This is a genomic window from Polaromonas sp. Polasp52, from assembly GCF_059491565.1.
Map to the genome: position 1 here is coordinate 2,999,671 of NZ_CP168513.1, position 24,841 is coordinate 3,024,511.

General features: G+C 64.9%; 21 protein-coding genes. 8 read left to right on the forward strand and 13 right to left on the reverse strand.

The window, feature by feature from the left end; translation table 11 throughout:
* The first annotated feature begins 16 nt into the window (after window positions 1-16).
* The 3 genes from ACEN9P_RS14050 to ACEN9P_RS14060 all read left to right on the forward strand — a co-directional run bounded on the left by ACEN9P_RS14050 (window position 17) and on the right by ACEN9P_RS14060 (window position 3,753).
* Window positions 17-991, forward strand: coding sequence for a Bug family tripartite tricarboxylate transporter substrate binding protein (locus ACEN9P_RS14050; protein WP_495619600.1), 975 nt, complete (start codon window positions 17-19; stop codon window positions 989-991).
* Window positions 992-1,098: 107 nt separating this feature from the next.
* Entirely contained in the window at window positions 1,099-2,526 is a 1,428-nt protein-coding gene (locus ACEN9P_RS14055) for an MmgE/PrpD family protein (protein WP_495619601.1), read from the forward strand.
* A gap of 78 nt (window positions 2,527-2,604) precedes the next feature.
* Window positions 2,605-3,753: an ABC transporter substrate-binding protein gene (locus ACEN9P_RS14060; protein ID WP_495619602.1), complete on the forward strand. Its 1,149-nt coding sequence runs from the start codon at window positions 2,605-2,607 to the stop codon at window positions 3,751-3,753.
* 48 nt (window positions 3,754-3,801) lie between these two features.
* Here ACEN9P_RS14060 and icmF read toward each other — a convergent pair whose 3' ends face one another.
* The 5 genes from icmF to ACEN9P_RS14085 all read right to left on the reverse strand — a co-directional run bounded on the left by icmF (window position 3,802) and on the right by ACEN9P_RS14085 (window position 12,155).
* On the reverse strand, window positions 3,802-7,125 hold the full coding sequence (gene icmF / locus ACEN9P_RS14065) for a fused isobutyryl-CoA mutase/GTPase IcmF (RefSeq protein ID WP_495619603.1): 3,324 nt from the start codon (window positions 7,123-7,125) through the stop codon (window positions 3,802-3,804).
* 149 nt (window positions 7,126-7,274) lie between these two features.
* Window positions 7,275-9,218 carry a TRAP transporter large permease gene (locus ACEN9P_RS14070; protein ID WP_477700902.1) on the reverse strand — a complete coding sequence of 648 codons (1,944 nt, stop codon included), beginning with the start codon at window positions 9,216-9,218 and terminating at the stop codon, window positions 7,275-7,277.
* Window positions 9,219-9,221: 3 nt separating this feature from the next.
* Window positions 9,222-9,848, reverse strand: coding sequence for a TRAP transporter small permease subunit (locus tag ACEN9P_RS14075; RefSeq protein ID WP_477664449.1), 627 nt, complete (start codon window positions 9,846-9,848; stop codon window positions 9,222-9,224).
* Between the two features lie 95 nt (window positions 9,849-9,943).
* Window positions 9,944-11,053 carry a TRAP transporter substrate-binding protein gene (locus tag ACEN9P_RS14080; RefSeq protein WP_477664450.1) on the reverse strand — a complete coding sequence of 370 codons (1,110 nt, stop codon included), beginning with the start codon at window positions 11,051-11,053 and terminating at the stop codon, window positions 9,944-9,946.
* A 178-nt stretch (window positions 11,054-11,231) separates the two neighbouring features.
* On the reverse strand, window positions 11,232-12,155 hold the full coding sequence (locus ACEN9P_RS14085; RefSeq protein WP_495619604.1) for a PPK2 family polyphosphate kinase: 924 nt from the start codon (window positions 12,153-12,155) through the stop codon (window positions 11,232-11,234).
* 155 nt (window positions 12,156-12,310) lie between these two features.
* On the opposite strand from ACEN9P_RS14085, the gene ACEN9P_RS14090 reads away from it, so the two are divergent.
* Together ACEN9P_RS14090 and cqsA are read left to right on the forward strand one after the other, a co-directional pair.
* The gene (locus tag ACEN9P_RS14090; RefSeq protein ID WP_495619605.1) at window positions 12,311-12,754 is read left to right on the forward strand and encodes a rhodanese-like domain-containing protein; all 444 of its coding nucleotides are present in this window, start codon (window positions 12,311-12,313) and stop codon (window positions 12,752-12,754) included.
* A 226-nt stretch (window positions 12,755-12,980) separates the two neighbouring features.
* Window positions 12,981-14,234 (forward strand): alpha-hydroxyketone-type quorum-sensing autoinducer synthase, encoded by a 1,254-nt coding sequence (gene cqsA / locus ACEN9P_RS14095; protein ID WP_477664453.1) that lies wholly within the window; start codon window positions 12,981-12,983, stop codon window positions 14,232-14,234.
* Here the strand turns inward: cqsA and ACEN9P_RS14100 are convergent, their stop codons facing one another.
* A complete protein-coding gene (locus ACEN9P_RS14100; RefSeq protein WP_477664454.1) occupies window positions 14,235-15,221 on the reverse strand; it encodes a response regulator in 987 nt (328 codons plus the stop codon).
* A gap of 66 nt (window positions 15,222-15,287) precedes the next feature.
* A complete protein-coding gene (locus ACEN9P_RS14105) occupies window positions 15,288-16,589 on the reverse strand; it encodes a sensor histidine kinase (RefSeq protein ID WP_477664455.1) in 1,302 nt (433 codons plus the stop codon).
* Between the two features lie 90 nt (window positions 16,590-16,679).
* Here ACEN9P_RS14105 and ACEN9P_RS14110 point away from each other — a divergent pair, with 90 nt between their 5' ends.
* Together ACEN9P_RS14110 and ACEN9P_RS14115 are read left to right on the forward strand one after the other, a co-directional pair.
* The gene (locus tag ACEN9P_RS14110) at window positions 16,680-17,348 is read left to right on the forward strand and encodes a helix-turn-helix transcriptional regulator (protein ID WP_074575918.1); all 669 of its coding nucleotides are present in this window, start codon (window positions 16,680-16,682) and stop codon (window positions 17,346-17,348) included.
* 83 nt (window positions 17,349-17,431) lie between these two features.
* Window positions 17,432-18,199, forward strand: coding sequence for a type III pantothenate kinase (locus ACEN9P_RS14115; RefSeq protein WP_477664456.1), 768 nt, complete (start codon window positions 17,432-17,434; stop codon window positions 18,197-18,199).
* 16 nt (window positions 18,200-18,215) lie between these two features.
* Here ACEN9P_RS14115 and ACEN9P_RS14120 read toward each other — a convergent pair whose 3' ends face one another.
* Both ACEN9P_RS14120 and ACEN9P_RS14125 read right to left on the reverse strand, forming a co-directional pair.
* On the reverse strand, window positions 18,216-19,082 hold the full coding sequence (locus ACEN9P_RS14120; RefSeq protein WP_477664457.1) for a HEAT repeat domain-containing protein: 867 nt from the start codon (window positions 19,080-19,082) through the stop codon (window positions 18,216-18,218).
* A gap of 130 nt (window positions 19,083-19,212) precedes the next feature.
* On the reverse strand, window positions 19,213-20,742 hold the full coding sequence (locus ACEN9P_RS14125) for a wax ester/triacylglycerol synthase family O-acyltransferase (protein WP_477664458.1): 1,530 nt from the start codon (window positions 20,740-20,742) through the stop codon (window positions 19,213-19,215).
* Window positions 20,743-20,885: 143 nt separating this feature from the next.
* Between ACEN9P_RS14125 and ACEN9P_RS14130 the strand changes: the two genes are divergently transcribed.
* Window positions 20,886-21,140, forward strand: a complete 255-nt coding sequence (locus tag ACEN9P_RS14130) for an acyl-CoA-binding protein (protein WP_477664459.1) — start codon at window positions 20,886-20,888, stop codon at window positions 21,138-21,140.
* 89 nt (window positions 21,141-21,229) lie between these two features.
* On the opposite strand, the gene ACEN9P_RS14135 is transcribed toward ACEN9P_RS14130, so the two are convergent.
* From ACEN9P_RS14135 to ACEN9P_RS14150, 4 genes are read right to left on the reverse strand one after another with little or no spacing between them, the layout of a single operon-like run.
* Window positions 21,230-22,204 carry a Bug family tripartite tricarboxylate transporter substrate binding protein gene (locus tag ACEN9P_RS14135; RefSeq protein WP_477664460.1) on the reverse strand — a complete coding sequence of 325 codons (975 nt, stop codon included), beginning with the start codon at window positions 22,202-22,204 and terminating at the stop codon, window positions 21,230-21,232.
* 37 nt (window positions 22,205-22,241) lie between these two features.
* The gene (locus ACEN9P_RS14140; RefSeq protein WP_495619606.1) at window positions 22,242-22,634 is read right to left on the reverse strand and encodes a VOC family protein; all 393 of its coding nucleotides are present in this window, start codon (window positions 22,632-22,634) and stop codon (window positions 22,242-22,244) included.
* A complete protein-coding gene (locus tag ACEN9P_RS14145; protein ID WP_477664462.1) occupies window positions 22,631-23,581 on the reverse strand; it encodes a hydroxymethylglutaryl-CoA lyase in 951 nt (316 codons plus the stop codon). Before ACEN9P_RS14145 ends, ACEN9P_RS14140 begins: the two co-directional genes overlap by 4 nt.
* Complete coding sequence (locus tag ACEN9P_RS14150) at window positions 23,578-24,819, reverse strand: CaiB/BaiF CoA transferase family protein (RefSeq protein ID WP_495619607.1); 1,242 nt, start codon at window positions 24,817-24,819, stop codon at window positions 23,578-23,580. The genes ACEN9P_RS14145 and ACEN9P_RS14150 overlap by 4 nt, the downstream gene beginning before the upstream one ends.
* Window positions 24,820-24,841: the final 22 nt, after the last annotated feature.

Consider the following 24,841-nt stretch of genomic DNA (forward strand, 5'->3'; position numbering starts at 1 on the left):
GAAGTTGGAGTCATAGATGTCGAAATTTCAAGCACGCCTTGTACTGCTGCTGGCGGCGGCCACGCTGGCTGGCACCGTCCTGGCGGCGGATTGGCCCGCCACCCAGCCTATCAAACTGATCGTGCCCTCGTCCGCCGGCGGTACGCCCGACCTGACCAGCCGCAAGCTGGCCTACTACCTGCAGGACAAGCTCAAGCAATCGGTGATCGTCGAGAATCGCCCGGGCGCGGCAGGCACCATCGCCATGCAGGCGGTGGCTACCGCGAAGCCCGACGGTTACACGCTGGGCTTCGGCAATATCGTGACCATGGCCATCAACCGCGGCCTGATCGCCAAGATGCCCTACAACCCCGACAAGGACTTGGCACCGGTGGCCGTGCTCTCGCAGGTCCCCAACGTCCTGGTGGTTCGCCAGGGTTTGCCCATCACCTCGGTGCGCGAATTGGTCATCTATGCCAAGAGCCACCCGGGCCGCCTGGCCATGGGCTCGGGCGGCAACGGCACCACCAGCCACCTCAGCGGCGAAATCCTCAAGGAAAAAGCCGGCATCAGCTTCAGCCACATTCCCTACCGTGGGGCCCCGCAGGCGCAGACGGACCTGATCGGCGGGCAAATCGATTTCATGTTCGACAACCTGCCGTCCATGGTGGGCGCCATCCAGTCGGGCAAGGTGCGTCCGCTCGCGGTTACCAGCAAACGTCGCTCGGCGTTGCTGCCCGACGTGCCGACCATGGAAGAGGCGGGCATTGCAGGCTTCGAGGTAGTCGCCTGGGGCGGCATTGTGGCGCCGTCCGGCACGCCCCGGCCGGTGATCTTGCGCCTGAACCGCGAGATCAACAACTGGCTGCAGGCGCCTGCGACAAAGGCCGAATTCGCGCAAACAGGGCAGGTCGCACTCGGGGGAAGCCCTGAGTTCTTTAAGACGCATATCGATAGCGAGGCGAAAAAATGGGGTGACGTCATCCGTACCGCCGGAGTAAAGCTTGACTGATGTTGCCTGGCCTTTCGCGTAGGCCTGCAGTTGCGTTTCGGCTACTCGCTTCACACAAGGATGCGCTGACAGGCGCACCCCATACCAAACACACCTCAAAGACAAGCATGCCCAGTTCCTCCGTTCCCGCTACTCGTGTTCTCGCGCACTGGGCCGCCACGGTCCCCAATCATTGGGGCGAATCCACCCTGCGCACGGCAGAGCACTCCCTGGAGGACACCATCGCCGCCATGGTGGCGGGTGCGGGGGACCCGGTTTGCGCCTCGGTGCGGGCGGGATTGCGTGTCGCGGGACCGGTCCCGGTGGTGGGCAGCAACACCGGGACTTGTGCCGCCTTCAGTGCGCTGGCCAACGGCACGGCCGCCCATGCGCGGGAGCTGGATGAGATGTTTTTCGTCGCCGGTGGCCATTTTGGCTGCGCTGTGATCCCAGCCATCCTCGCGCAAGCCCACGAGATGGACGCCACGCTGGACGCCGTGCTGGACGCGTTGATCGTCGGGAGCGAGGTGATGGCCCGCGTCGGGATGGCGATGGACCGGTCTCATGCCGAAAAAGGCTGGCACGGCACTCAAACCATTGGCGTGATCGCTGCCGCAGTGGCTTGCGGCAGACTGCTTGGGCTGGACGCGGCCAGGATGACGCATGCCCTGAGCCTGGCCGTTTCCATGGCAGCTGGACCCAAGGTCCAGTTCGGCACCGACATGAAACCCGTACATGCCGGATTGGCGGCGCAAGGCGGTGTCCTGGCCGCATCGCTTGCAGCGTCGGGTGTCACGGGCAGCGAGAAAGCCCTGGAAGGCCCGCACGGGTTTGGCGCGCTCTACGCCGGGGGCTCTGCGGCCGACTGGCAGTCCGTGGCTGCGGTCGGTGATGGCCCGCTGGCGATCGACAGCCACGGCCTGGCGTTCAAGCTGTATCCCAACTGTGCGTCCACACACCGCTGTCTGGACGCGTTACAAGCCCTCGCCACCGAAAACCGGTTCGGCATGGAGGACGTTGAGCGTGTCGAAACATGGGTAGGGCGCGTCAACCTGGTGAACCTCAAATACCCGGAGCCCGAGAATCCCCGCGAAGCCATGTTCTCCATGCCTTACGCGGTGGCCACGATGCTCCGTTACCGCACGGTCACCTTGGCCGATTTCACGCCGCAAGCGGTGCATGACGATATGACCCGGCGGCTCATGCCACGCGTCGAATTGCGCTTGAACCCGGCACGTACAGAAACCGCGACGCAGCTGCTTCCCCACACCACAGCCGTGACCTTGAAGGACGGACGACGCCTGGAACGCGTCGTTCAACACGCCAAAGGGTCATTCCTGAATCCGTTTTCGGCCTTGGAGCGGCAAGTCAAATTCGAACAATGCACAGCGGGCATCCTTCCGGAGGAGCGCCTGGCACCGCTTCGCGACAGCCTTGCCAGACCGCAAGGCGTCAAGGTTCGCCAACTGCTGGCGCAGCTGCAGTTCGAGGCCGAGGTCGATGACGGCACGCGTTTCGGCCGCCCACGAAGAGGCGGGCCGGGGCCCCTTCCTTGATCCATGGAATACAGCCTTGCTGACCACTGATCGATACCCAGGTCCGTCGGATTCGCAGCACAAAAGGAAGCTCTCATCATGCGCAACCGTTGTTTATCGTCGGCTTTCGTCAAGGCCCTGACGGCACTGGCCGTGGCTGCCCTTGTGACGGGAACGGGTCCGATACTCGCCGCCGAGATCGTGGTGGGCCAGGTCGGCCCCATGTCAGGGCCGGAGGCCGGCCAGGGCCGCGCTTACGCCGCCGGCATGCAATTGCATTTCACCGCCCTGAACAAGGCCGGCGGTATCAACGGCCATAAGTTCACACTCTTGCGCAAGGACGACGGGGGAGCACCCGAGGACACAGTCACCTTGACAAAGCAGATGATTGCCGAGGACAACCCGATGGTCCTGGCCGGCTACTTTGGCGGCAGGAATGTGGCCGGTCTGGTGTCTGCGGGCATTTTGGCAAAAGAGAAGATTGCCCTGGTGGGCTACCGCACTTCGGAGATCCAGCCGGACGTTCCCTACCTGTATAGCGTGCGGGCAGGCCTGCGCGACGAGATTTCCAGACTCATTGAGCATTTGGCCACCATCGGGATCAAGCGCCTGGGGTTTTTCCATGAGGCTGGGCCGGGTTCGACTTCGGTCATCGCCGCGGCCGAGGATGCGGCCAGGAAAGCCGGGGCAACTATTGAGGGCCGCGGCTCCTACGTCGCAAACACGGTCAACGTCACTGACGCCGTGGACACTTTCATGAACATGCAGCCGCAAGCGATCATCATGGTTTCCAGCGGGGCTGCCGCGGCCGGCTTTATTGAGAAGTACCGTATCGCTGGCGGCGCGGCTCAACTGCTTGCGCATTCGGGCGCCGACATCGAGCAACTCTCCAAACGGCTGTCTCCGGAGCAAATGCAAGGTGTGGCTATCGCCCAAGTGACGCCAAGTCCGTACAAAGTCTCCAACCCGCTCGTCAAGGAATTTGCCGACATTGCAGCCAAGGCGCGTAACCTGGAAGTGCCTGTGAGCTACGCCATGATGGAGGGCTACATCGCCGCTCGTGTCATTTCCGAGGCGATACGCCGCCAAGGCAGCAGGCCCAACCGAGAAGGGACCGTTCTAGCCTTGGACGGCATGAGTCATTTTGACCTTGGTGGTTACTTGATCAGCTTTAAACCTGGACAGCACTCCGGCTCCAGCTTCGTCGAGTTATCCATCGTCACCAGTGCTGGAAGGATTCGTCAATAGCTCCAATAATTTGCCATTGATCAGTGGGTCATAGCAGCCCCCGGCGATTTACATATTCCGCCGGTACTGCCCACCCACCTCAAACAGCGCATTGGTGATCTGCCCCAGGGAGCAGACGCGCACGGCGTCCATCAGTACCTCGAAGACATTGAGATTTTCAATCACGGCCTGCTGCAGGCGCTTGAGCATGGCCGGTGATTCGGCGGCGTGGCGGCGGTGGAAGTCGTCCAGGCGCTTGAGCTGGCTTTGTTTTTCTTCCTCGGTGGAGCGGGCCAGTTCGAGCTTGTCCTGTACCGCATCGCCGTGCGGGTTGCGGAAGGTGTTGACGCCGATGATGGGCAGCTCGCCGGTGTGCTTGAGCATCTCGTAGTGCATGGACTCGTCCTGGATGCGGCCGCGCTGGTAGCCGGTTTCCATGGCGCCCAGCACGCCGCCGCGCTCGGCGATGCGCTCGAACTCGCTGAGTACCGCTTCCTCGAGCAGCTCGGTGAGCTCCTCGATGATGAACGCGCCCTGCGAGGGGTTTTCGTTCTTGGCCAGGCCCCATTCGCGGTTGATGATGAGCTGGATGGCCATGGCGCGGCGCACCGATTCCTCGGTGGGTGTGGTGATGGCTTCGTCGAACGCGTTGGTGTGCAGCGAGTTGCAGTTGTCATAAATCGCGATCAGCGCCTGCAGCGTGGTGCGTATGTCGTTGAACTGGATTTCCTGCGCGTGCAGGCTGCGGCCCGAGGTCTGGATGTGGTATTTGAGTTTCTGGCTGCGTTCGTTGGCGCCGTATTTTTCCTTCATGGCCACGGCCCAGATGCGGCGCGCGACGCGGCCCATCACGGTGTACTCCGGGTCCATGCCGTTGCTGAAGAAAAAGCTCAGGTTGGGCGCGAAGTCGTCGATGTGCATGCCGCGCGCGAGATACGCTTCGACAAAGGTGAAGCCGTTGGACAGCGTGAAAGCCAGCTGGCTGATGGGATTCGCGCCGGCTTCGGCGATGTGGTAGCCGCTGATGGAGACGCTGTAGAAGTTGCGCACCCGGTTGTGCACAAAATACTGGGCGATGTCGCCCATGACTTTGAGGCTGAACTCGGTGGAGAAGATGCAGGTGTTCTGGCCCTGGTCTTCTTTCAGGATGTCGGCCTGCACCGTGCCGCGCACATTCTCCTGCACCCATTCGCGTATCTTGGCGGCTTCGGTGGCCGTCGGGTCGCGGCCGTTGTCATTCTTGAACTTGGCCAGATTCTGGTCTATCGCCGTGTTCATGAACATCGCCAGGATGGTGGGCGCCGGGCCGTTGATGGTCATGGAGACCGAGGTCGAGGGGTTGCACAGGTCAAAGCCGTCGTACAGCACCTTCATGTCGTCGAGTGTGGCGATCGACACGCCCGAGTTGCCGACTTTGCCGTAGATGTCGGGACGCAGGGCCGGGTCGTTGCCGTAAAGCGTGACCGAGTCGAAGGCGGTGGACAGGCGTTTGGCGGCCATGCCTTCGCTGAGCAGCTTGAAGCGGGTGTTGGTGCGGAAGGGGTCGCCCTCGCCGGCGAACATGCGGGTCGGGTCCTCGCCCTCGCGCTTGAAGGCGAAGGTGCCGGCGGTATAGGGATAGCTGCCGGGCACGTTGTCCAGCATCAGCCATTTGAGGATTTCGCCGTGGTCTTCGTACTGCGGCAGGGCCACCTTGCGTATGGTGGTGCCCGAGAGTGACTTGGTGGTCAGCGCGGTGCGGATTTCCTTGTCGCGGATTTTCACGACATATTCGTCGCCGGCATAGGCGGCCTGCATGTCGGGCCACTGGGCCAGCAGGGCGCGGGCGTCGGCGTCCATGCGGGCCTTGCGGTGGCCTGCCAGGTCCAGCGCGGCCTCGGCGGCGGGTGCGCGGTCGGGCTTGTCGATTTTCAGCATGGCGGCGGCCGCCTTGAGCTGCTGCACCTCGCGCGCCAGCTGGGCCTGGGCGCGCGCGCGCTTTTTGTAGCCGCGCACCGTGTCGCTGATCTCGGCCAGGTAGCGCGTGCGCGCGGCCGGCACCACCGGTGTCTGGTTGGTGCTGTGGCGCACGCCGGCCGCGGGCAGCACGCCGCCCTCGAGCGCCAGGCCCAGCGCGGCCAGGCGCGGCTTGAGCGCCTGGTACAGCGCGGTCACGCCGTCGTCGTTAAAGCGCGCGGCCATGGTGCCGAAGACCGGCATCTTGTCGGCCGGCGTGCCCCAGGCTTCCTTGTTGCGCTGCACCTGCTTGGAGACATCGCGCAAGGCATCGAGCGAGCCCTTGCGGTCGAACTTGTTGATGGCGATGAACTCGGCGAAGTCCAGCATGTCGATTTTTTCGAGCTGGCTGGCCGCGCCGAACTCGGGCGTCATCACATACATGGGCACATCCACATGCGGCACGATGGCGGCATCGCCCTGGCCTATGCCCGAGGTCTCGACGACGATCAAATCAAAGCCCGCGCATTTGCAGGCGGCGATCACGTCGGGCAAGGCCTGGCTGATTTCGGAGCCGAAGTCGCGTGTGGCCAGGGAGCGCATGAAGACGCGCTGGCCGCTGTCGGTGTTTTTCTGGCCGGCCGCAGGAACCGTCCAGGGGTTGATGGCGTTCATGCGGATGCGGTCGCCGAGCAGCGCGCCGCCGCTTTTGCGGCGTGAGGGGTCAATGCTGATGACGGCCACACGCAGCTTGTCGTTCTGGTCCAGGCGCAGGCGGCGTATGAGTTCGTCGGTCAGCGAGGACTTGCCGGCGCCGCCGGTGCCGGTGATGCCGAGCACGGGGATCTTGCTGGCGGCGGCTTGCGTGCGTACCTTATCGACCAGCGCCGCATCGGCCTTTCCATTCTCAAGCGCAGTGATCAGCTGGGCCAGGGCCCGCCAGTTCATCTCGCCATGGCCTTCAATGGCCTTGACGTTTTTGGGCGCAAAGCCGGTCAGGTCCTTGTCGCAGCGCATGACCATCTCGCCGATCATGCCGGCCAGGCCCATCTTCTGGCCGTCTTCGGGGCTGTAGATGCGGGTGACGCCGTAGGCATGCAGCTCGCGGATCTCGGGCGGCACGATCACGCCGCCGCCGCCGCCGAAAACCTGGATGTGCTCGCCGCCGCGGCTTTTGAGCAGGTCGACCATGTACTTGAAGTACTCGACATGCCCGCCCTGGTAGGAGCTGATGGCGATGCCCTGGGCGTCTTCCTGCAGGGCCGCCGTCACGACCTCGTCGACGCTGCGGTTGTGGCCCAGGTGGATGACCTCGGCGCCCATGCTTTGCAGGATGCGCCGCATGATGTTGATGGCCGCGTCATGCCCGTCGAACAGGCTGGCCGCCGTGATGAAGCGCACCTTGTGCGTGGGGCGATAGCTGGCGAGCGCTTTGTATTCAGCGGACATGTCGGTCATGGTTGTCTCCGGGCGGTGGCATATTGGTGCCCTGCCCACTGTAGTTGACGTTTACGTAAACGTCAATCTTACTCCGTAAGCGGGGGCTCTTCAAGCGCCCGCCCCGGGGCGGGGAATTGGGGGCCCCCCCCAGGGCCGGAACCGGCCGTTCAGCCGCCGCCGTACAGGAATTTGGGCAGCCAGAGCGTCATGCCCGGCCAGATGTACATGAAGACCATGCACAGGATCACGATCAGCATGTAGGGCATCATGCCGGCGAAGATCTGGTTCAGGGTCACGTGCGAAGGCGAAACGCCTTTGAGGTAGAAGGCGCTCATCGCGACGGGTGGCGACAGGAAGGCCGCCTGCAGGTTGACGAAGACCAGCACGCCCCAGAGGATGGGGTCGATCTGGAAATGCTGCAGCAGCGGCAGGAAGATGGGCACAAAGATCACGATGATCTCGGTCCACTCGAGCGGCCAGCCGAGGATGAAGATGATGGCCTGCGACACCAGCAGGAACTGCAGCGGCGTGAGCTCCATCGACAGCACCCATCTCTCGATCACGGCCTGCCCGCCCAGCAAGGCGAACACGGCCGAAAACAGCGCCGAGCCGACAAACAGCCAGCACACCATGGAGGTGGTCTTGGCGGTCAGGAAAACCGCCTCCTTGATGCGCTGGAAGTTCAGGGTCTTGGCGTGCCAGGCCATCAGGAAGGCGCCTGCCGCGCCGACCGCCGCGGATTCGGTGGCCGTCGTGATGCCGAACAGGATCACCGCCAGCACGACGAAGGTGAGTATGGCCAGCGGCATGACGGAAGAGACCAGCAGGCGCAGGATCTCGAACTGCTCCGCGTCGAACTTCCAGTAGTACCAGGCCAGCAGCAGCAAGGTGATGGCGCAGGCGATCCAGAAGCCGGTGAAGAACAGCTCGGGAACGGCGGCGGTGCGCGGCCCTTCGGCCGCCGGGTCGCCGAACTGCTGCATGGGCTCGTCCTTGGCGGGGCTGGCGGCCGGTTCGCCGACGGCGCCGGGCGGGGCCGACAGCTCCTGCAGGCCGCTGGTTTCGGCCGGCGGTTCCTGCACGCCGCTGGCGGACGGCGGCGCGGGGACCGCCTCGGCGCCGGGGGCTTCCTGCAGGCCGGTGCCGGCGCCCGCCGCCGCGGGCGCCTGGGCCCGCTGGGTGACTTGCGCCGCGGCGCTGGCGACGTTGTCTTCCTGGGAGTGGATCACCACATACCACCAGACGGCGCCCAGGGTGACGGCGGCCAGCGCCAGCGGTACCAGCGCCAGGCCCAGGCTGCGCGCCAGCAGGCCGCGCGTGATCTTCACGCCGTCCACGCCGGCCTTCAGGGCGCGGCCGGGTGAGGCGGTGGCGGCCAGCAGCGCGGGCAGCATGCGGCGCGAGTAGGCGCCGGCAACGGCGTGTAGCCAGGGCGGCACCGGCACCTGCTGCTGCTCGGGCGGCAGCTTGGGCGCGATCTTCGGATTGATCAACACCCAGACGATGATGTAGACGAGGTAGAGCAGGGCCAGGAAGAAGCCGGGAAACATGGCGGCGGCGTACAGCTTGACCACCGACTGGCCGGCGACGGCGGCGTAGACGATGATCATCACCGAGGGCGGGATCAGGATGCCCAGTGTGCCGCCGGCGGTGATCACGCCGGCCGCCAGCCGGGTGTCGTAGCCGGCGTTGAGCATGGGCCGCATGGCGATCACGCCCATCAGCACCACGACCGCGCCCACCAGGCCGCTGGCGATGCCCCAGAAGGTGCAGATGATCAGCGTGGTGACGGCCAGCGAGCCCGGCACGCTGCGAAAGGCCAGCTGCACGCTGTGGAACATCTTGTCCACCAGCGCGCCGCGCTCCATCACATAACCCATCAGCACAAAAAGCGGGATGGACAACAGGGTCTCATTGGTCATGGCCCCGAAGGCGCGCTGCACCATGAGGTCGAATATCTTGTTGTCCAGCCAGTGCGCCGACGGGTCGTAGAAGGCGACGAAGCCGAACATGATGCCCAGGCCCATCAGGGTGAAGGCGGTGGGAAAGCCCAGCATGATCACGACCACGATGAGGCAGAGCATGGTCATGCCGAGTGCTGCATTGCTCATCATTTATCCCTTCATTCCCTTGGATTTTTCGATGGCAAGCCGCTTGGCGTCCTCGTCGACGAATTCGCTGCCGGCCAGTTGCTGGGCCACCACGTCGGCTTCCTCGGCGTCCTTGAGCCGGGGCGTCCATGCGCCGGTCCTGAGGCAGACCACGCAGCGGATCATCTCGGCGATTCCCTGCATCAGCACGATGGCGCCGGCCAGCGGGATCACGAACTTGAAGGGGTAAAGCGGGATCGGGTCGGCGTTGAAGGTCTGCTCGTGGATGGACCACGAGTCGTTGAAATAAGTCCAGCCGGCCCAGGTCAGCGCGGCGATGCCGGGCAGGAAGAACAGGACGTAGAGCACCAGGTCCAGCAGGGCCTGGGTGCGCGGCTTCATGTTGCCGTACAGGAAGTCCCCGCGCACATGGCCGTCATGGGCCAGGGTGTAGGCGCCGCCCATCATGAACAGCGTGCCGTAGAGCATGTTGTTGGCATCGAAGATCCAGGCCGTCGGCGCGTTGAGCGCGTAGCGCTTGAAGACCTCGGCGCAGACCAGCAGCATCAGCACCACGATGAGCCAGGCAAAAGCCTTGCCCACCCAGGTGCTGATGGCGTCGGCGGTGTGCAGGAGACGTTGAACGTTCATGGCAGTTCCGGTGGCGTGCGGTGACAAAGAAAAGCAGCCATCCAGGTGGAACCGGATGGCTGCTGTGCTTCAGGCTCAAACTCGAGCGCCGGCGGTCAGGCTTTCTTGCCGGAGAAATAGTGGTTGTAGGCCATCTTGAAGTCGACGGAATAGTCGTTGTGCCAGGATACGGCCCGCTGGGCGAACGCCTTCTGCGAATCCAGCACCTTCTGGAACAGCGGGTTCTCGCCGGCCTTCTTGGCGATGGTCTTGTCCCAGGCGTCCAGCTGGGCGCGCAGCACGGCGTCCGAGGTCTTGTAGAACTTGATCCCCTGCTTTTTCATCTCGATGTAGTCGCTGGAGTTGCGGTCTATCATCTTCCAGCTCATGTCGGCACTGGCCGCCTGCACCGCATAGTCGATGATGGCCTTGAGTTCGGCCGGCAAGGTGTTGTATTTGGTCTTGTTGAACAGGATCTCGAACTGCTCGCCGCTTTGGTGAAAACTCTGCAGCATGCAGTTTTTCACCACGTCCGGAAAACCCAGGACCCGGTCTGAGGAGGCGTTGTTGAACTCGGCCGCATCGATCAGGCCGCGGTCCAGGGCCGGCACGATTTCGCCGCCGGGCAGGGGGTTGACCGCGGCGCCCATCAGCGTGAACATGTCCACGGCCAGGCCCACGGTGCGGTACTTCAGGCCCTTGAGGTCATCGGCCTTGGCAATGGGTTTTTTGAACCAGCCCAGCGGCTGGGTGGTCATGGGGCCGTAGAGGTAGGACACCACGTCCATGTTGATGGCTTTGTAGATTTCTTCGAGCAGGGCCTTGCCGCCGCCGTAGTTGTGCCAGGCCAGCACCATGTTGGAGTCCATGCCGTAGCCGGGGCCGGAGCCCCACAGGGCCAGCGCCGAATTTTTTCCGTAGTGGTAGGCCACCACGCCATGTCCGCCGTCCAGCGTGCCCTTGTTCACGGCTTCCAGCAGCTGGAAGGCCGGCACGACCGCGCCCGAGGGCAGCACCTCTATCTTGAGGCGGCCGCCGGCCATGTCGTTGACTTTTTTCGCGAAGTCGTTGGCAAACTCGTGGAAGATGTCCTTGGCCGGCCAGGTGCTCTGGAAGCGAAAGGAGGTTGTCTGCGCCATGGCGACCATGGGGGCGGACAGGGCGCCGGCGGCAATCGCGGCGCCTTTCAGCAGGCCGCGCCTGCGGGGGCTTTTGCTCTCGGTCATGACTGTCTCCTGTTGTTGGAAAACATACGAACACTAAGAACACTCATCATTCCGCCTTGCCCAAGGCTTACAAAGAGGGTTTCCACCAACGCAACGGCTGGAGGGTTCTTCGATTACCCCCGATACGGGTGAAACTGTTTTTGCAGTCCGGGCGGGAATCGCGCGGCAGGCTTCAATCTCAGCGGACTTTCACGTCCTTGAGCGCGGGATCGCAGGGCGGAAAGCGCAGGCCCAGCTGCACCAGGGTGGCGCGGACCACGGTGGCGATCATCAGGTTGCGGTGGGTCTTGGAGTCGGCGGGCACCACCGTCCACGGCGCCCAGGGCGTGCTGGTGGCTCGCAGCAGGTCCTCGTAAGCCTGCTGGTACTGCTTCCACTGCTTGCGCGCCTCCAGGTCGTCGAGGTTGAACTTCCACTGCTTGGTCGGGTCGTCCAGCCGCGCCTGCAGGCGCTCACGCTGCTCGTTGCGGCCGATGTGCAGCATGAACTTGAGGACCACGGTGCCGGTCTGCGCAAGCAGGCGCTCGAAGTCGTTGATGTGGCGGTAGCGCTGGGCCGTCTGCGCCGGCGTGATCCAGCCCTTGACGGGCGGCACCAGCACGTCCTCATAGTGGCTGCGGTTGAAGAGGGTGATCTCGCCGGCCGCCGGGACCTGCTGGTGGATGCGCCACAGGTAGTCGTGGGCGCGCTCGGCCTCATTGGGCGCGCGCCAGCTCACGGTATGCACGCCCAGCGGGCTGATGCGGCCGAACACGCCGCGCAGGGTGCCGTCCTTGCCGGCGGTGTCGGTGCCCTGCAGGATGACCAGCAGCTTGAAGCGCTTGTCGGCGTAGAACAGGTTCTGCAACTCGTCGAGTTCCGCCGCCAGGGTCTCGACCAGGGCCTTGTCGCGCTGCTTGTCGCCGCAGGAAAAGGGCTTGGCGGCCGGGTCCAGGTCGGCCAGCGCCCAGGGTTTGCCGGATTTTTTGCCGGAGGGCGGCTGGCCGTCCATGCCGGTTGGCGGTGGCTGCCACCGGGCCAGCAGCCTGGCCAGTGCCTTGAGCTCCGCCTTGCCGGCCGCGGTGTCGGGGAAAAGAGGCGGGTCTGTGCGGGTGGTCGGCATCGATGTCTCCGGTCAGCGGTGGGCGGGCTTGCCGCTGTGATTGTGCCTGCCGTGCTTTTTCCCTGCTGTTGCCGCGGGCCGCGGCCCGGGAATAAACTGCATGGACGCTCTCACTTTTCCGCTTTTTCCTCTTCTTTTATATGACAGGCAATGACATGACCAGCTCCACTGCAGCGAACGCCGGCTCCCCGTTTCAAGTCCGGCCGGCCGCCGGCTATGCCGGAGACATCCCCGCGCGCCTGGCGTTTGAATGGATGCAGTCGGGCCAGGCCGTGCTGGTGGACGTGCGCACCGATGCCGAGCGCGAATGGGTGGGCTATGTGCCCGGCGCCGTGCCGCTGGCCTGGAAGCAATGGCCAGGCATGGCGATGAATGCGGGCTTTGACGAGGGGCTGAAGGCGGCGGTGCCCGCCGGCAAGAAGGCCGTGCTGCTATGCCGCAGCGGTGTGCGTTCGGTGGCGGCCGCCAAGCGCGCGGCGGAGCTGGGCCTGGAGGCCTACAACATCCTGGAGGGCTTTGAGGGCGACGCCGACGAACAGGGACAGCGCGGCCACAAGGGCGGCTGGCGTTTGCAGGGCCTGCCGTGGAAGCAGGGATAAAAAATGCCCGGAATATCCCCGGCAATCCCGGGGTGGCCGTACCTTTTGTAACTTCGCCATGTAAGGCAATAGGTGAGAGTTTGGAAAAAATGAAGTGAATAGTTCACATTACTTTTTCTGAAAATTGGTGTATGGGGGTGACCCCTGTCAGTTCTGACAGGGGATAACACGTATCAATTTGTTTGAGCGCTTTCAATGGGGGTTCCTCTTTCTAACGGAGCTCCCCATGCAAGTACTCGAACGCGAACTTTCACCTGCCGCCAAGGCACCCATCAATCCCGCCCTGGGGGCCCAGCTGAGCCAGCGCATCGCGCGCGACTTCAAGCCGCGCTGGGACCAGCAATGGGGCGGGAAATTCATGCTCCATGGCCGCACGCCCGACTCCAACGCCATACGCCTGGACGGCAACGACTACCTGAGCATCACGGGGCATCCGCAGATCGTGCATGCCCAGGTCGAGTCCTTGCGCAAGGCGCAGGAGTTCGTGGTGCAGTCCGGCGTCTTCCACCTGAACCAGCATCCCACGCATGCCCTGGAGACGGCCCTGGCCGCCTGGGTCGGCAAGGACGACGGTTTCATCTGCCAGTCGGGCTACGCGGCCAACGTCGGCCTGCTGCAGGCGATTGCCGACGCGCAGACACCGGTCTACCTGGACACCCTGGCCCATGCCTCGCTGTGGGAAGGCGCCCACGCGGCGCGCGCGCCGGCCTTCGCCTTCCGCCACAACGACCCGGCCCACCTGGCGCGCATGATCGCGCGCAACGGTCCCGGCATCGTGGTGGTGGATTCGGTCTACAGCACCACCGGCGCCGTCAGCCCGCTGGTGGAAATGGTGGACGTGGCCGAGGCCCACGGCTGCATGATGCTGGTTGACGAGTCGCACTCGCTGGGCACGCACGGCCCCCAGGGCGCGGGCCTGTGCGCCGAACTGGGCCTGACGGACCGGGTGCACTTCATCACCGCCAGCCTGGCCAAGGCCTTCGCGGGCCGCGCCGGCTTTTTCACCGCCCCGGCCCATATGCGCTACTACATCCTGTGCTCGAGTTTCCCCAACATCTTCAGCTCCAGCCTGCTGCCGCACGAGATCGCGGGCCTGGCCGCGACGCTGGAGCTGATCCGGGGCAGCGACGACGCGCGCAAGCGCCTGCACGCGAACACGCGCCGGCTGCGCGCCTCGCTGAGCGAGCTCGGCTACCCCATTCACCAGGGCAGCCAGCAGATCATCGCGCTGGAAGTCGGCTCGGAAAGCGACACCATGGTGCTGCGCGACCGGCTGGAGGAGCGCAATGTGTTTTCCTCGATGTTCTGCGCGCCGGCCACCAGCGCCAAGCGCGCCATGATGCGCATGACGCTGAACGCCGGCCTGACCGAGTCGGAGCTGGAGCATGTGGAGGCCGTGGCCCGCGAGATCGCGCCCATCGTCAAACCCTGGGACTGGCCGATCGCGCGGCGCGCCCGGGCCGGCCAGGCCGAGGCATAGTTAGTCTTGCAGCTGCCGTTCGCCGGAGGTGGCGATAAAGCGCTCGTGGCTGGTCATAAAGCCCGGGCTGAAGGCCTCGCCGACGCTGAACAGCGCGGCGTGCAGCACGGCCGTGCCCGAGGCGATGGCGAAGGCCTGGCGCGGCTGCGGCTTCTGCCCGGCGCCCAGCGCCAGCTGCAGTTCGAGGTCTATGAGTTTTCTGCCCGCGGCCACATCCTGCACGGTGGCCGCGTCCCAGCCCTGGGACTCGGCGATCTCCGCGAGTTCGCGCAGGTTGGCCGCCGGCTCCAGTTGCAGCCAGCTGGCGCTGCCCTTGCGGTCCAGCGCCAGCACGCCGAAAGGCGCACCTATCACCACGTGCTCTATCCAGCCCTGGCGCAGCGCCAGGTTTTCGAGTTCCTGGGCGATGGTGGGCTCGCACAGCAGGGCGTGCTGCTCGCGCGACAGCGTGGAGCGCCAGGTCTGCTGGTGCCGCCCGTCGGGCTGGCGCAGCAGCGCCTGGATGGCGTCGGTCAGGCGCAGCCGGATCTCGGGGGACTGCTTGGGGATGAATTGCTCGATCAGCCCGCGGTTGAAGGCCGAGACGGCGAGCTGCTCGTCGGCGCGCCCGGTCAGCAGCACGCGCGCGCCGGACCAGCCCGTCAGCTCGCTGAGCACCCGCAGCCCGCTCATCGCCGGCATCGAGTAGTCGACCACGCAGACCTGGGTCAGCGCAAAGCGCGCCGTGCCGTCTTCGCGCCAGTACTGCAGGATTTGCGGGATCAGGGCCGCGCCCTCGCGCCAGCGGTTGATGATTTCCTGCTGGCGCCAGGCGTCGGCTTCCCAGCGCGCCGGCTCCTTGAGCAGCAGGTCTATGCAGGCCACGGGCCGCAGGAACAGGCGCACATACCAGTCCAGCGGCATGACCTCGGCCAGCATTTCAAGATAGTCCGGGTCGTCGTCCAGAAAGACCACGCCTCCCGGTCGGCGGTAGAGTGCAAAGGACATGTTTGTCGTTTTAGGGTGGGTTGTCAAAAGCAGTCGTACAAAGTCGCAAACAGGCTTTCAGGGGCATCAGGGCGCCATGGGCAGTTCAATGGTAAAAACGGCGCCCACGGCAAACTCGGATTTCACATGAATGTTGCCGCCTGCACTTTGTACCACTTGCTGGCAAAACGCCAAACCCAGGCCGTGGCCGGTGCCGCGGTTGCTGGAGAAAAAAGGCTTGAAAATCTGCGGCAGCAAGGCGGCGTCTATGCCCATGCCCTCGTCCGCCACGATAATGCGGCCGCGATACTGCGAATGGCCCACCTCGATGCGCAGCGCGCCGGCCGGGTATTTCGAGTCGGCCGCCATCAGGGAGTGCAGGGCGTTCTTGATCAGGTTGTCCAGCACCTGGGAAAACTGGGTGGCGGAAGAGCGGAAACTGAAATCGTCATGAATGATGACCTTGACACAGTCGCGCTGGCGGCTCGACTGGTAGGGATAGGCCACCACAACGTCCTGCACCACCTTGCTGGCCCAGACCCGCTCGGTGTAGCGCGGCAGCTGCAGCAGCTTGGCATTGGCAATCTGGGTGTCGATCTGGTGGTTCATGTTGCGCACCAGGGCGTGCAGGCGCAGCGCCAGCTTGTCCAGCTGCTGCGCGCGCGGGTTGTCGGGCTGGCGCTGCACCTCCAGCTGGATCGCGTCGCCCAGCAGGGCCGCCGTCGACAGCGGTGTGCGAAGTTCATGGGCCATGATGCCTATGGTGGTCAGCGTGCTGGAGAGTTGCTCGCGCCGCAGGTTGGCCGAAGAGAGGTTGAGCACCAGCGCGATCGACCAGGCAAAGGCAAAGACCACGGCATGGACGGCGCGCTGCTCCGGCGGCAGCAAGGGAACCGCGGGCCCGATGGCCATGAAGGCCCCGAAGGCCAGCAGGCCCCCCGTGATGGTGCCCAGCGTGGCCAGGCGCCAGTCGGTCACGTGGTAGTAGATCAGCACCATGGCCGCCATGGTGGCCAGCCACACCGTGCTGCCGCTGTTGCACAGGTACATCCAGCTGAACAGCACCGGCAGTTCCACCCAGAACACCAGGCCGAACACCCTTTGCGCCAGGCGGCTGCTCGGGTCGTGGTTCACGCGCCGCGTCATCAGGCTGTAGCCCAGCAGGCTGGCCATCACGCGCAGGGGCAGGTTTTCATAGGGCTGGGGCAGCCAGGCCGACCAGATCCAGGCGAACAGGGCATTGCCCGAAAAAAAAGAAAGTCCCAGCCACCACAGACGCCGCGGCGATGGATGCAAAATGGGCTCCAGCGGGGCGAGTACCAGCTCCTCGCGCAGCCACTGGAGCAAGGGGCGCTGCGCCAGCCACGCGTGGAAGCGGGCGCTCCTCACTTTAAAGATCTCTCCAGCACAACAGGGAACCTGACTGATGATGCATTTGACATGTGACTGTATTGTCCTGGTTCTTTTTCCGTCAAGCTAATGCTATTACCTGCCAACTTTGACAGCGTGAGCCTCGATGGCGTCATCAGCGACTGGCTGTGCGCCCTGCGCGAATTTTCGGTCGAGGCCCTGATGGTGCTGGGCCCCGACCCTTTTGCGGGCCAGGAGGACCGGCTGGTGCTGGCCATCCACCCGCCGCGCCTGCTCGAGGCGGCCGAGGCTCTGGCCGAAAGCCGCGATTTCGGCGCTCCCTGGCGCGACTCCGATGCGCCCCTGGTGGCCTGGCAGGATATCTCCAAATCGGCTTTCGAGAGCCTGGGCCGCTGGCGCCGGCTCTGGCTGGCCCATGGCTACCAAAGCGTGGTGCGCATCGCCTTTCCGCTCACCGTGGGCCGCGCCTTCGAGTGCTACCTGTTCAGCCCGCGCCAGTGGCACGACCGCAGCGAGGCGGCCCTGCTGGCCTGGTCGGCGCTCAACATCTGGCCGCTGCTCAAGCGCGCGCTGGCCGAGGCGCGCAGCCCGCTGAGCCCGCGCGAACTCGAGTGCCTGAGCCTGGCCTTCCAGGGCATGACGGCGCGTGAAAGCGGCGAGCTGCTGGCCTGCAGCGAGCGCACCGTCAATTTCCACCTCTCCAATGCCATGACCAAGCTCAGGGTCGACAACAAGCTGGCCGCCATCCAGCGCGCCTGCTGGTTTGGCCTCATTTGAGCGGGTATTTCGCCCAGAGCCCTACTGGAAACCCCTAGGCCGCCGGCCGGGGCGCGGCGCCAAACCTGTTCATAATCCGCCAAATGACCTTCCTAGCGCTTGATGTGGGTAACACCCGCCTGAAATGGGCCCAGTACGAGGCGCCCGCGGCCGGCGCCAAACTGCTGGCACAGGGGGCGGTGTTCCTGGAGAACATCGACAGGCTTGCGGAGGAGGAGTGGAACGGCCTGCCCATCCCTTCGCGCACCCTGGGCTGCATCGTCGCCGGCGACGCCATCAAGCGGCGTGTGGCCGAGCAGATGGAACTCTGGGACGTTGCGCCGCGCTGGGTGGTCTCCAGCCCGCAGGAGGCCGGCGTGAGCAACGGCTACGACCACCCGGCCCGCCTGGGCGCCGACCGCTGGGTCGCCATCATTGGGGCGCGCCACCGCCTGCTGGCGCGCGGCGTGCACAAGCCCTGTGTGGTCGTCATGGTGGGCACCGCGGTCACCGTCGAGGCCATAGACGCCTCCGGCAAATTTCTGGGCGGCATCATCCTGCCGGGCCACGGCATCATGCTGCGCGCGCTCGAGTCCGGCACGGCCGGCCTGCATGTGCCCACCGGCGAGGTGCGCGACTTTCCCACCAACACCAGCGACGCGCTGACCAGCGGCGGCACCTTCGCGATTGCCGGCGCCGTCCAGCGCATGGTCGAAAACATCACGCGCCACTGCGGCGAGACGCCCGAGTGCATCATGACCGGCGGCGCGGGCTGGAAGATGGCGCCCAGCATGTCGGTGAAGTTCGAACTCGTGGACAGCCTGATTTTTGACGGCCTGCTGGAGATTGCCTCGCGGCGCTTTGCGGCGTAAAGCGCCCAGACCTCTGCTATTTTTCGTTTTCCATTCGCACCAGCAGGTTCGCCACATCCCTTTTCTGGAATTCGCTCAGCCTGGCGTCGCCCAGTATGTTTTCGAGTTCGGTTTTGGCCGGACGGACGGCGGCGATAGGCATCAGGTTCAATGCAGCCGCCGCCAGGGACACGTTCTCCCGGGTTTTCAGGTATTCGATGAGAGCAGGCGCGCCCGCTTCTGCGCGCGGGCCAAGCAATCTCAGGGAGTTCGCTGCAGCCATGCGATTGACCTTGTCAGTGTCGCTCAGGGCTTTGGCCAAAGTGCCGGTGGCCTTGTCGGGTGAGGAAGTGCCTGCGAAACCCAGGCTGATGATGCCAAGGAGCCGTGAAGGAGGAGAGGCATCCGTTGTGGCGGCCTGCAACTCCGGCACCACCGTGGCCGACCGGATCTTGCCCAGCCTGGCGAGCTGGACGAGCTTGCCGGCACCTGATTCCGACCGATAGCTGGCCAAAACGCCGTTGACAGTGGCTGGGACGTCCTCTTCCTGGACAGTCATCTCGAACAGTATCCACGCCAGGTCGTACTGGTTTTTTTCGGTCTTGAGCAGCAAATCCGCGACGCGGGGTGCCAGGGGATACGCCTTGGGCCCAAGTCTCCTCAGCTGGGTGCGCGTAGTGCTGAAATCCATCGCAGCGAGTGCCGCACTGGACGCCGCCGATATGCCCGGGAAGCCCGAGACCTGGCTGGGGCGTTCACGCTGCTCGATCTGTTTATAAATATGCTCCAGCAGTTGCGGGCTGGCTGGCTCAACCGGGGCCGGTGCCTGTCCCCAGCAGGGCAAGGTAAAAATGGTGATGAAGGCAAAAATGGCCAGATTGAAGCCGCGACCTGACGAACCCATGTACTTCTCCCTCGGTGTTATTGAATTTCAAATGGCAATCCGGCCCTGACCGCATCTCCGGCAATGGCGCGGCGGCCGTGGCGAAGGTTTTGCAGCGGAGAACCGCAGACCCTCGCCGCCTCCCGGAATATTACTCGCCCCAAGGCAGCATCAGCGTCACGATCGAAAGCTTGGCGAACTCGGGCACAAACTCGTCGATGATGCGCTGCGGCTCCGGGCACAGCGTGCTATCGGTGATCACGCCGAACTGCACGCCGCCGCCGTAGCTCAGGATGGAAACGCCCAGGCCCATGTCGCCCGACTGCGGCACCCAGAACATGCTTTGTTCCAGTGTGGAGCCGCAGAACTTGAGCTTCTCGCGCGGGCCCGGCACATTGGTCATGACCGCCGTGGTTTTTTTGGCGAACAGGTTGAGCATCATGTCCTGCGCCGGCTTGATGAGCAGGCCTGCCACCGCCAGCAGGCTGAAGGCCAGCAGCGGCTGGTAGCTCCCCTTGAGCGCGGCCATGCGGCGGCGCACCTCGTAGACGCGCTCGATCGGGTTGTCTATGCCTATGGGCAGCACCAGCGGCACCAGGCCGAAGCGGTTGCCCAGCTTGTGGGCCTGGTCCAGGGGCCGCAGGTTCACCGGCACCATGGCGCGGATTTCCTGGCCCGCCACATCGTCGCCAAAGGTTTTCAGGTACTCGCCCAGGGCGCCGGCCACGCAGCTCAGCAGCACGTCGTTGATGGAGCAGTTGAGCGCCTTGCCCACGGCCTTGACCTCGTCCAGCGGGATCGGCTGGCACCAGGCCACTTTTTTGGCGCCGCCGGGCTTGCCCTTGAGCCGCGTCTTGGAGTCGTCGGGCATCAGGGCCAGCGCGGCCGAGTCGGACAGCAGCTGGAACAGCACCTTGGCCATGTCGAAGGAGCCGCTCACGCCTTGCTCCATGCCTTTTTTCGGGTCCCCCAGCATGCCCAGCGAGCGCGCCGCGCCTTCGCCCACGGCACCCAGCGCCTTGACCGTGATGTCGGTAAAGGGCTTGAGCAGGGTGTCGGTAATCCAGTCTTCCGGGCCGGCGGCCGCCGCCTTCTTGCGCCGCTCGGGCGGCGGCGCGCCGCCGTCGACCAGCGACATGGTCACTGAAATCAGCGCGATGCCGTCGGCGATGCAGTGGTGGATGCGCACGATCATGGCGCTGCCCTTGACGCCGTCGGGTCCGGTGTAGTCCTCAATCAGGTGGATCTGCCACAGCGGGCGTTTCGGGTCCAGGCGCTGGGTGGCCAGCTCGGCCACACGGTCCTGCAGGGCCTGCTCCTGGTTGGCCGATTTCGGCAGTTTCTCGGCCACCACATGGTTGGCCAGGTCGAAATTGCGGTCCATCACCCAGGTGGCGCCGGCCGCGTCTTCCATTACGCGCTGCTTGAAGCGGTCGTACTTGAGCAGGCTGTTTTCAATACGTTCGCAGACCGCCGCGTGCTTGACGCCGGGTGCCAGCTGCCACACGCCCACGATCATCATGAGGTTGGCATCGTTGTCCATGCGCAGCCAGGCCGTGTCGACCTTGCTCATGCGTTCCCCCGAAATGCCCAGGGTTCCCGAGACGGCCCGCTTGACGTTCTTCTGGACGTTTTTTGCCACTTTCCGGCCGGCGGCCTGGGCGGTAACGCGTGTAACCATGAACACTCCCAAATGCAAAACTGCTGCGAATCCACCCCGGATGGGGTAAGTTCCCTATTTTGGCGGGAACGGCCTCGCTAAGATACCGGGCAGTTACCCCAAGCACCTCATTGGTGACCCACTTCTAAAAACGGAGATCCCTCATGTCAGACCTGAAAGCCGCCTTCGACAAAGCCATGGCCGATTCGAAAAACCTCAGCGAGCGCCCTGACAACGCCACGCTGCTGAAGATTTATGCGCTCTACAAGCAAGGCAGCAGCGGCGACAACACCGACAAAAAACCCGGCTTCGGCGACATGGTCGCGCGCGCCAAGTGGGATGCCTGGAATAGTCTTAAGGGCACTTCGCAGGACGATGCCATGCAGCAGTACATTGATCTGATTGCTGATCTGAGCTAAAGCCTTCCGGTTTCGAACGAAAAAAGCGGCACAGCCCCGGCGCAAACTGCGTGGGGGCTGTGCCGCTTTTTTGTTGCCCGTAGGCGGCTTCAGTCTGCCTTGATATTGGCCAGCTTCACAATGCGGCCCCACATCTTGCGTTCGCTGTCACCCAGGGCTGCCAGCTCGGCGCCGCTCATGACCACGGCCTTGGCGCCTTGCTCTTCGGCGCGCTTTTTGAAGTTCTCCGATTCCACCACCTGCTTGATCGCCAGCGAGAGCCGGCCCTGCAGGTCGGCGGACAGGCCCGTGGGCCCATAGACCGCGAACCACGACGAGGCCACCAGCGGCACACCGGCCTCGGTGGCGGTCGGCACATTGGGCTGGGCGGCCAGGCGTGTGCGGCCGGTCACCATCAGCGCCTTGAGCTTGCCCGCGCGTATGTGCGGCAGCAGCGGCGGCGGCGTGGTGATGGTGAAGTCCACTGTGCCGGCCAGCAGGTCGGTCAGCGCCGGGCCGGTGCCTCGGTAGGGGATGTGCACCATAAAGGTCTTGGTCAGGTCCTTGAGCAGCTCGGTGGTCACGTGCTGCAGCGAGCCGTTGCCGCTGGAGGCGTAGTTGACCTTGCCCGGGTTGGCCTTGACGTACTTGAGGAAGTCCGCGAAGTTGTCGGCCGGGAAGTTGCCGCGCACCACCAGCAGCTGCGGCGCGTCGATCAGGTGGCCCAGGGGCTTGAGGCTGGTGGCCGGGTCAAAACCCGGCACCGGCTGGATCAGCGGCGTGATGCACTGGTAGCCCGAATACTGCACCAGCAGGCTGCTGCCGTCGGCCGGGCCGCGCGCCACCAGCTGGCCGGCGATGTTGCCGTTGCCGCCGCCGCGGTTGTCCACCACCACCGAGGTCTGCAAAATCTTGCCCAGCGGTTCGGCCAGCATGCGCGCCGCGATGTCGGTGGTGCCGCCGGCCGCCGTGGGCACCACCAGCGTGATGGGCTTGCCGGCGAGCTGCGCGCGCACCGGATTCAGCCAGGCGGCGGTGCTGAGCCCGGCGACGGTCAGCAGTGTCCTGCGGGAAATGAAAGTCATGGTCTTGTCTCCAGTCGTAGTTGTAGGTTTGCCGTTTTCAGGCGGGTTCGGAAATCTCTATCAAATTGAGGTCGGGATCGCGCACATAGACCGAGCGGATTTTTTGCGTGGCACCCGTGCGTAGCACGGGGCCTTCGATCACGGGCCAGCGCTCGCGCTCAAGGCGGGTGATCACCTCGGCAAGGGGGATACCGGCCAGAAAACACAGGTCCAGCGCACCCGGCACCGGCAAATGGGCCTTGGGTTCGAACTCACGGCCCTTGACGTGCAGGTTGATCTTCTGGCTGCCGAATTTAAAGGCCTTGCGCTCCACGGGCGGCGTGCCGCCGGTGAAGGTTTCCAGCGCCATGCCCAGCACGCGGGTGTAGAAGTCCACGCAGGCCGCTTCGTCCGACGTGGTCAGCACCAGGTGGTCGAGATGGCTGATCATCTGGATGCCTCCCGAAGTTCCGCCACATAGGGCGGCGGCGCATGCAGGTCGCTGATGCGGCCGGCCTTGGCGACCTGGCCGGGGACTTCATGGCCGACGATGGCCGGCATCTGCCGCGCCACTTCCAGCAGCCGTGAGATGTCCATGCCGGTGTCGTAGCCCATGGCGTCCAGCATGTGGATGGCGTCCTCGCTGCTGATATTGCCGCTGGCGCCGGGCGCGTAAGGGCAGCCGCCCAGGCCGCCCAGCGAGCCGTCAAAGCGCGTGATGCCGCCTTGCACCGCGGCCAGCACATTGGCCAGGCCCATGCCGCGCGTGTTGTGAAAGTGCAGCGTCAGCTGCAGGCCGGCAAAACGCTGCAGCAGCACCTCGACCATGCGGCTGACTTGCGCCGGGTGCGCCATGCCCGTGGTGTCGCAAATCGTGAGGCCGCGCACGCGGTCCGCGCCGAAAGCGGCAAAACGCTCGCTCCAGCGCAGCACCTCTTCCTCGGCCACCTCGCCCTCCATGGGGCAGCCGAAACAACATGAGAGCGAGATATTGATGGGCGTGCGGCCGTCCACGTGGCGAATCACGTCGGACAGCGCGGCAAAACTTTTCTCGCGCGGCATGCGCAGATTGGCCAGGTTGTGGGTTTCCGAGACCGACATCACCAGGTTGAGCTCGTCGGCGCGCGACTCCAGCGCGCGTTCTGCCCCGCGCAGGTTGGGCACCAGCACGGTGTATTCCACGCCGGGCGCGCGGCGTATGCGGCCCATCACTTCCTCGGCGTCGCGCAGCATGGGAATGGCCTTGGGCGAGGTGAAAGAGGTCACCTCGATCTTGGCGTAGCCGCAGCCGCTCAGCGCATCGACCAGCGCGACCTTGTCGTCGGTCGCGATGAAGTTGGGCTCGATCTGGAAGCCATCGCGCGTGGCAACCTCGTTAAAAAAGATGCGCTTTTTCATGTTGCGTCCTTCCCGGCCGCGATGCCCTTGTCCTTGAGCGCCTGGATCTGCTCGGCAGAAAGTCCCATCTCCCGCAGCACCGCATCGGTGTCCTGTCCCACCTGCGGCGCATTGCGGCGGTGGCCGCCCGGCGTGCGCGAGAGCTTGGGCACGATGCCGGGTACGGCCAGGACGCTGCCGTCGTCCATGCGCACTTCGTCGAGCATGCCGCGCGCCTGGTAGTGCGGGTCGGCCGCGATGTCGGCCACGGTGTAGATGCGGCCCGCGGGCACCGACACCTTGTCGAGCGCCGCCAGCACCTCGTCCACCGTGAGGCCTGCCGTCCACCGGCCTATGGCAGCGTCGATTTCTTCCACGCGCGCCACACGGCCAGCGTTGTCGGCCAGCGCCGGGTCGCTGCCCAGGTCGCCCCGGCCTATGGTGGCCATGAGGCGCTTGAAAATGCTGTCGCCGTTACCGGCCACCAGCGCGTAGCCCCCGTCCTTGCAGAGGTAGGCATTGCTGGGCGCGATGCCGGGCAGGGCGCTGCCGGCCGCACCGCGCACCGCGCCGAACGCGCTGTATTCGGGCAGCAGGCTTTCCATGCAGTTGAACACCGCTTCGTAGAGGGCCACGTCGATCACCTGGCCCTTGCCGGAGCGCTGGCGCTCCTGCATGGCCAGCAGGATGCCGATCACGCCGTGCAGCGCGGCCAGCGTGTCGCCAATGCTCACGCCGACGCGCACAGGCACGCGGCCCGGTTCGGCCGTCAGGTGGCGCAGGCCGCTCATGGCCTCGGCCACCACGCCGAAGCCCGGCTTGTCGCGGTAGGGGCCGGTCTGGCCGTAGCCGCTGATGCGCAGCATGATGAGGCGCGGGTTCAGCGCCAGCAGTTCTTCAGGGCCCAGGCCCCAGCCTTCCATGGCGCCGGGGCGGAAGTTTTCGATCAGCACGTCGGCGTCAAGCGCCAGCCGGCGCACGATGTCCTGCGCCTCGGGGCTTTTGAGGTCCAGCGCCACCGAGCGCTTGTTGCGCGACTGCACCTGCCACCACACGGAAGTGCCATCCTTGAGCAAACGCCATTTGCGCAGCGGGTCGCCCGCGCCCGGGGTTTCGATCTTGATGATGTCGGCGCCGAAGTCCGCCAGTGTCTTGGCGGCAAAGGGCCCGGCGATCAGCTGGCCCAGCTCCAGTACCTTGAGGCCGGCGAGCGGGCCGGCGGCGGTGGGGGCGGGAGGGGAAGTTTCAGTGGAGGCCATGGCCGGCAGTGTGCCGCCCGGG

Excerpts from the sequence above, each read along its gene's own strand:
- ACEN9P_RS14110 (WP_074575918.1), top strand. The coding sequence starts at position 16,680 with ATGCTATTACCTGCCAACTTTGACAGCGTGAGCCTCGATGGCGTCATC.
- ACEN9P_RS14090 (WP_495619605.1), top strand. The coding sequence starts at position 12,311 with ATGACCAGCTCCACTGCAGCGAACGCCGGCTCCCCGTTTCAAGTCCGG.
- ACEN9P_RS14150 (WP_495619607.1), bottom strand. The coding sequence starts at position 24,819 with ATGGCCTCCACTGAAACTTCCCCTCCCGCCCCCACCGCCGCCGGCCCG.
- ACEN9P_RS14050 (WP_495619600.1), top strand. The coding sequence starts at position 17 with ATGTCGAAATTTCAAGCACGCCTTGTACTGCTGCTGGCGGCGGCCACG.
- ACEN9P_RS14145 (WP_477664462.1), bottom strand. The coding sequence starts at position 23,581 with ATGAAAAAGCGCATCTTTTTTAACGAGGTTGCCACGCGCGATGGCTTC.
- ACEN9P_RS14100 (WP_477664454.1), bottom strand. The coding sequence starts at position 15,221 with ATGTCCTTTGCACTCTACCGCCGACCGGGAGGCGTGGTCTTTCTGGAC.
- ACEN9P_RS14060 (WP_495619602.1), top strand. The coding sequence starts at position 2,605 with ATGCGCAACCGTTGTTTATCGTCGGCTTTCGTCAAGGCCCTGACGGCA.
- ACEN9P_RS14135 (WP_477664460.1), bottom strand. The coding sequence starts at position 22,204 with ATGACTTTCATTTCCCGCAGGACACTGCTGACCGTCGCCGGGCTCAGC.
- ACEN9P_RS14140 (WP_495619606.1), bottom strand. The coding sequence starts at position 22,634 with ATGATCAGCCATCTCGACCACCTGGTGCTGACCACGTCGGACGAAGCG.
- ACEN9P_RS14120 (WP_477664457.1), bottom strand. The coding sequence starts at position 19,082 with ATGGGTTCGTCAGGTCGCGGCTTCAATCTGGCCATTTTTGCCTTCATC.
- ACEN9P_RS14055 (WP_495619601.1), top strand. The coding sequence starts at position 1,099 with ATGCCCAGTTCCTCCGTTCCCGCTACTCGTGTTCTCGCGCACTGGGCC.
- icmF (WP_495619603.1), bottom strand. The coding sequence starts at position 7,125 with ATGACCGACATGTCCGCTGAATACAAAGCGCTCGCCAGCTATCGCCCC.
- ACEN9P_RS14115 (WP_477664456.1), top strand. The coding sequence starts at position 17,432 with ATGACCTTCCTAGCGCTTGATGTGGGTAACACCCGCCTGAAATGGGCC.
- ACEN9P_RS14125 (WP_477664458.1), bottom strand. The coding sequence starts at position 20,742 with ATGGTTACACGCGTTACCGCCCAGGCCGCCGGCCGGAAAGTGGCAAAA.
- ACEN9P_RS14080 (WP_477664450.1), bottom strand. The coding sequence starts at position 11,053 with ATGACCGAGAGCAAAAGCCCCCGCAGGCGCGGCCTGCTGAAAGGCGCC.
- cqsA (WP_477664453.1), top strand. The coding sequence starts at position 12,981 with ATGCAAGTACTCGAACGCGAACTTTCACCTGCCGCCAAGGCACCCATC.
- ACEN9P_RS14070 (WP_477700902.1), bottom strand. The coding sequence starts at position 9,218 with ATGAGCAATGCAGCACTCGGCATGACCATGCTCTGCCTCATCGTGGTC.
- ACEN9P_RS14085 (WP_495619604.1), bottom strand. The coding sequence starts at position 12,155 with ATGCCGACCACCCGCACAGACCCGCCTCTTTTCCCCGACACCGCGGCC.
- ACEN9P_RS14075 (WP_477664449.1), bottom strand. The coding sequence starts at position 9,848 with ATGAACGTTCAACGTCTCCTGCACACCGCCGACGCCATCAGCACCTGG.
- ACEN9P_RS14130 (WP_477664459.1), top strand. The coding sequence starts at position 20,886 with ATGTCAGACCTGAAAGCCGCCTTCGACAAAGCCATGGCCGATTCGAAA.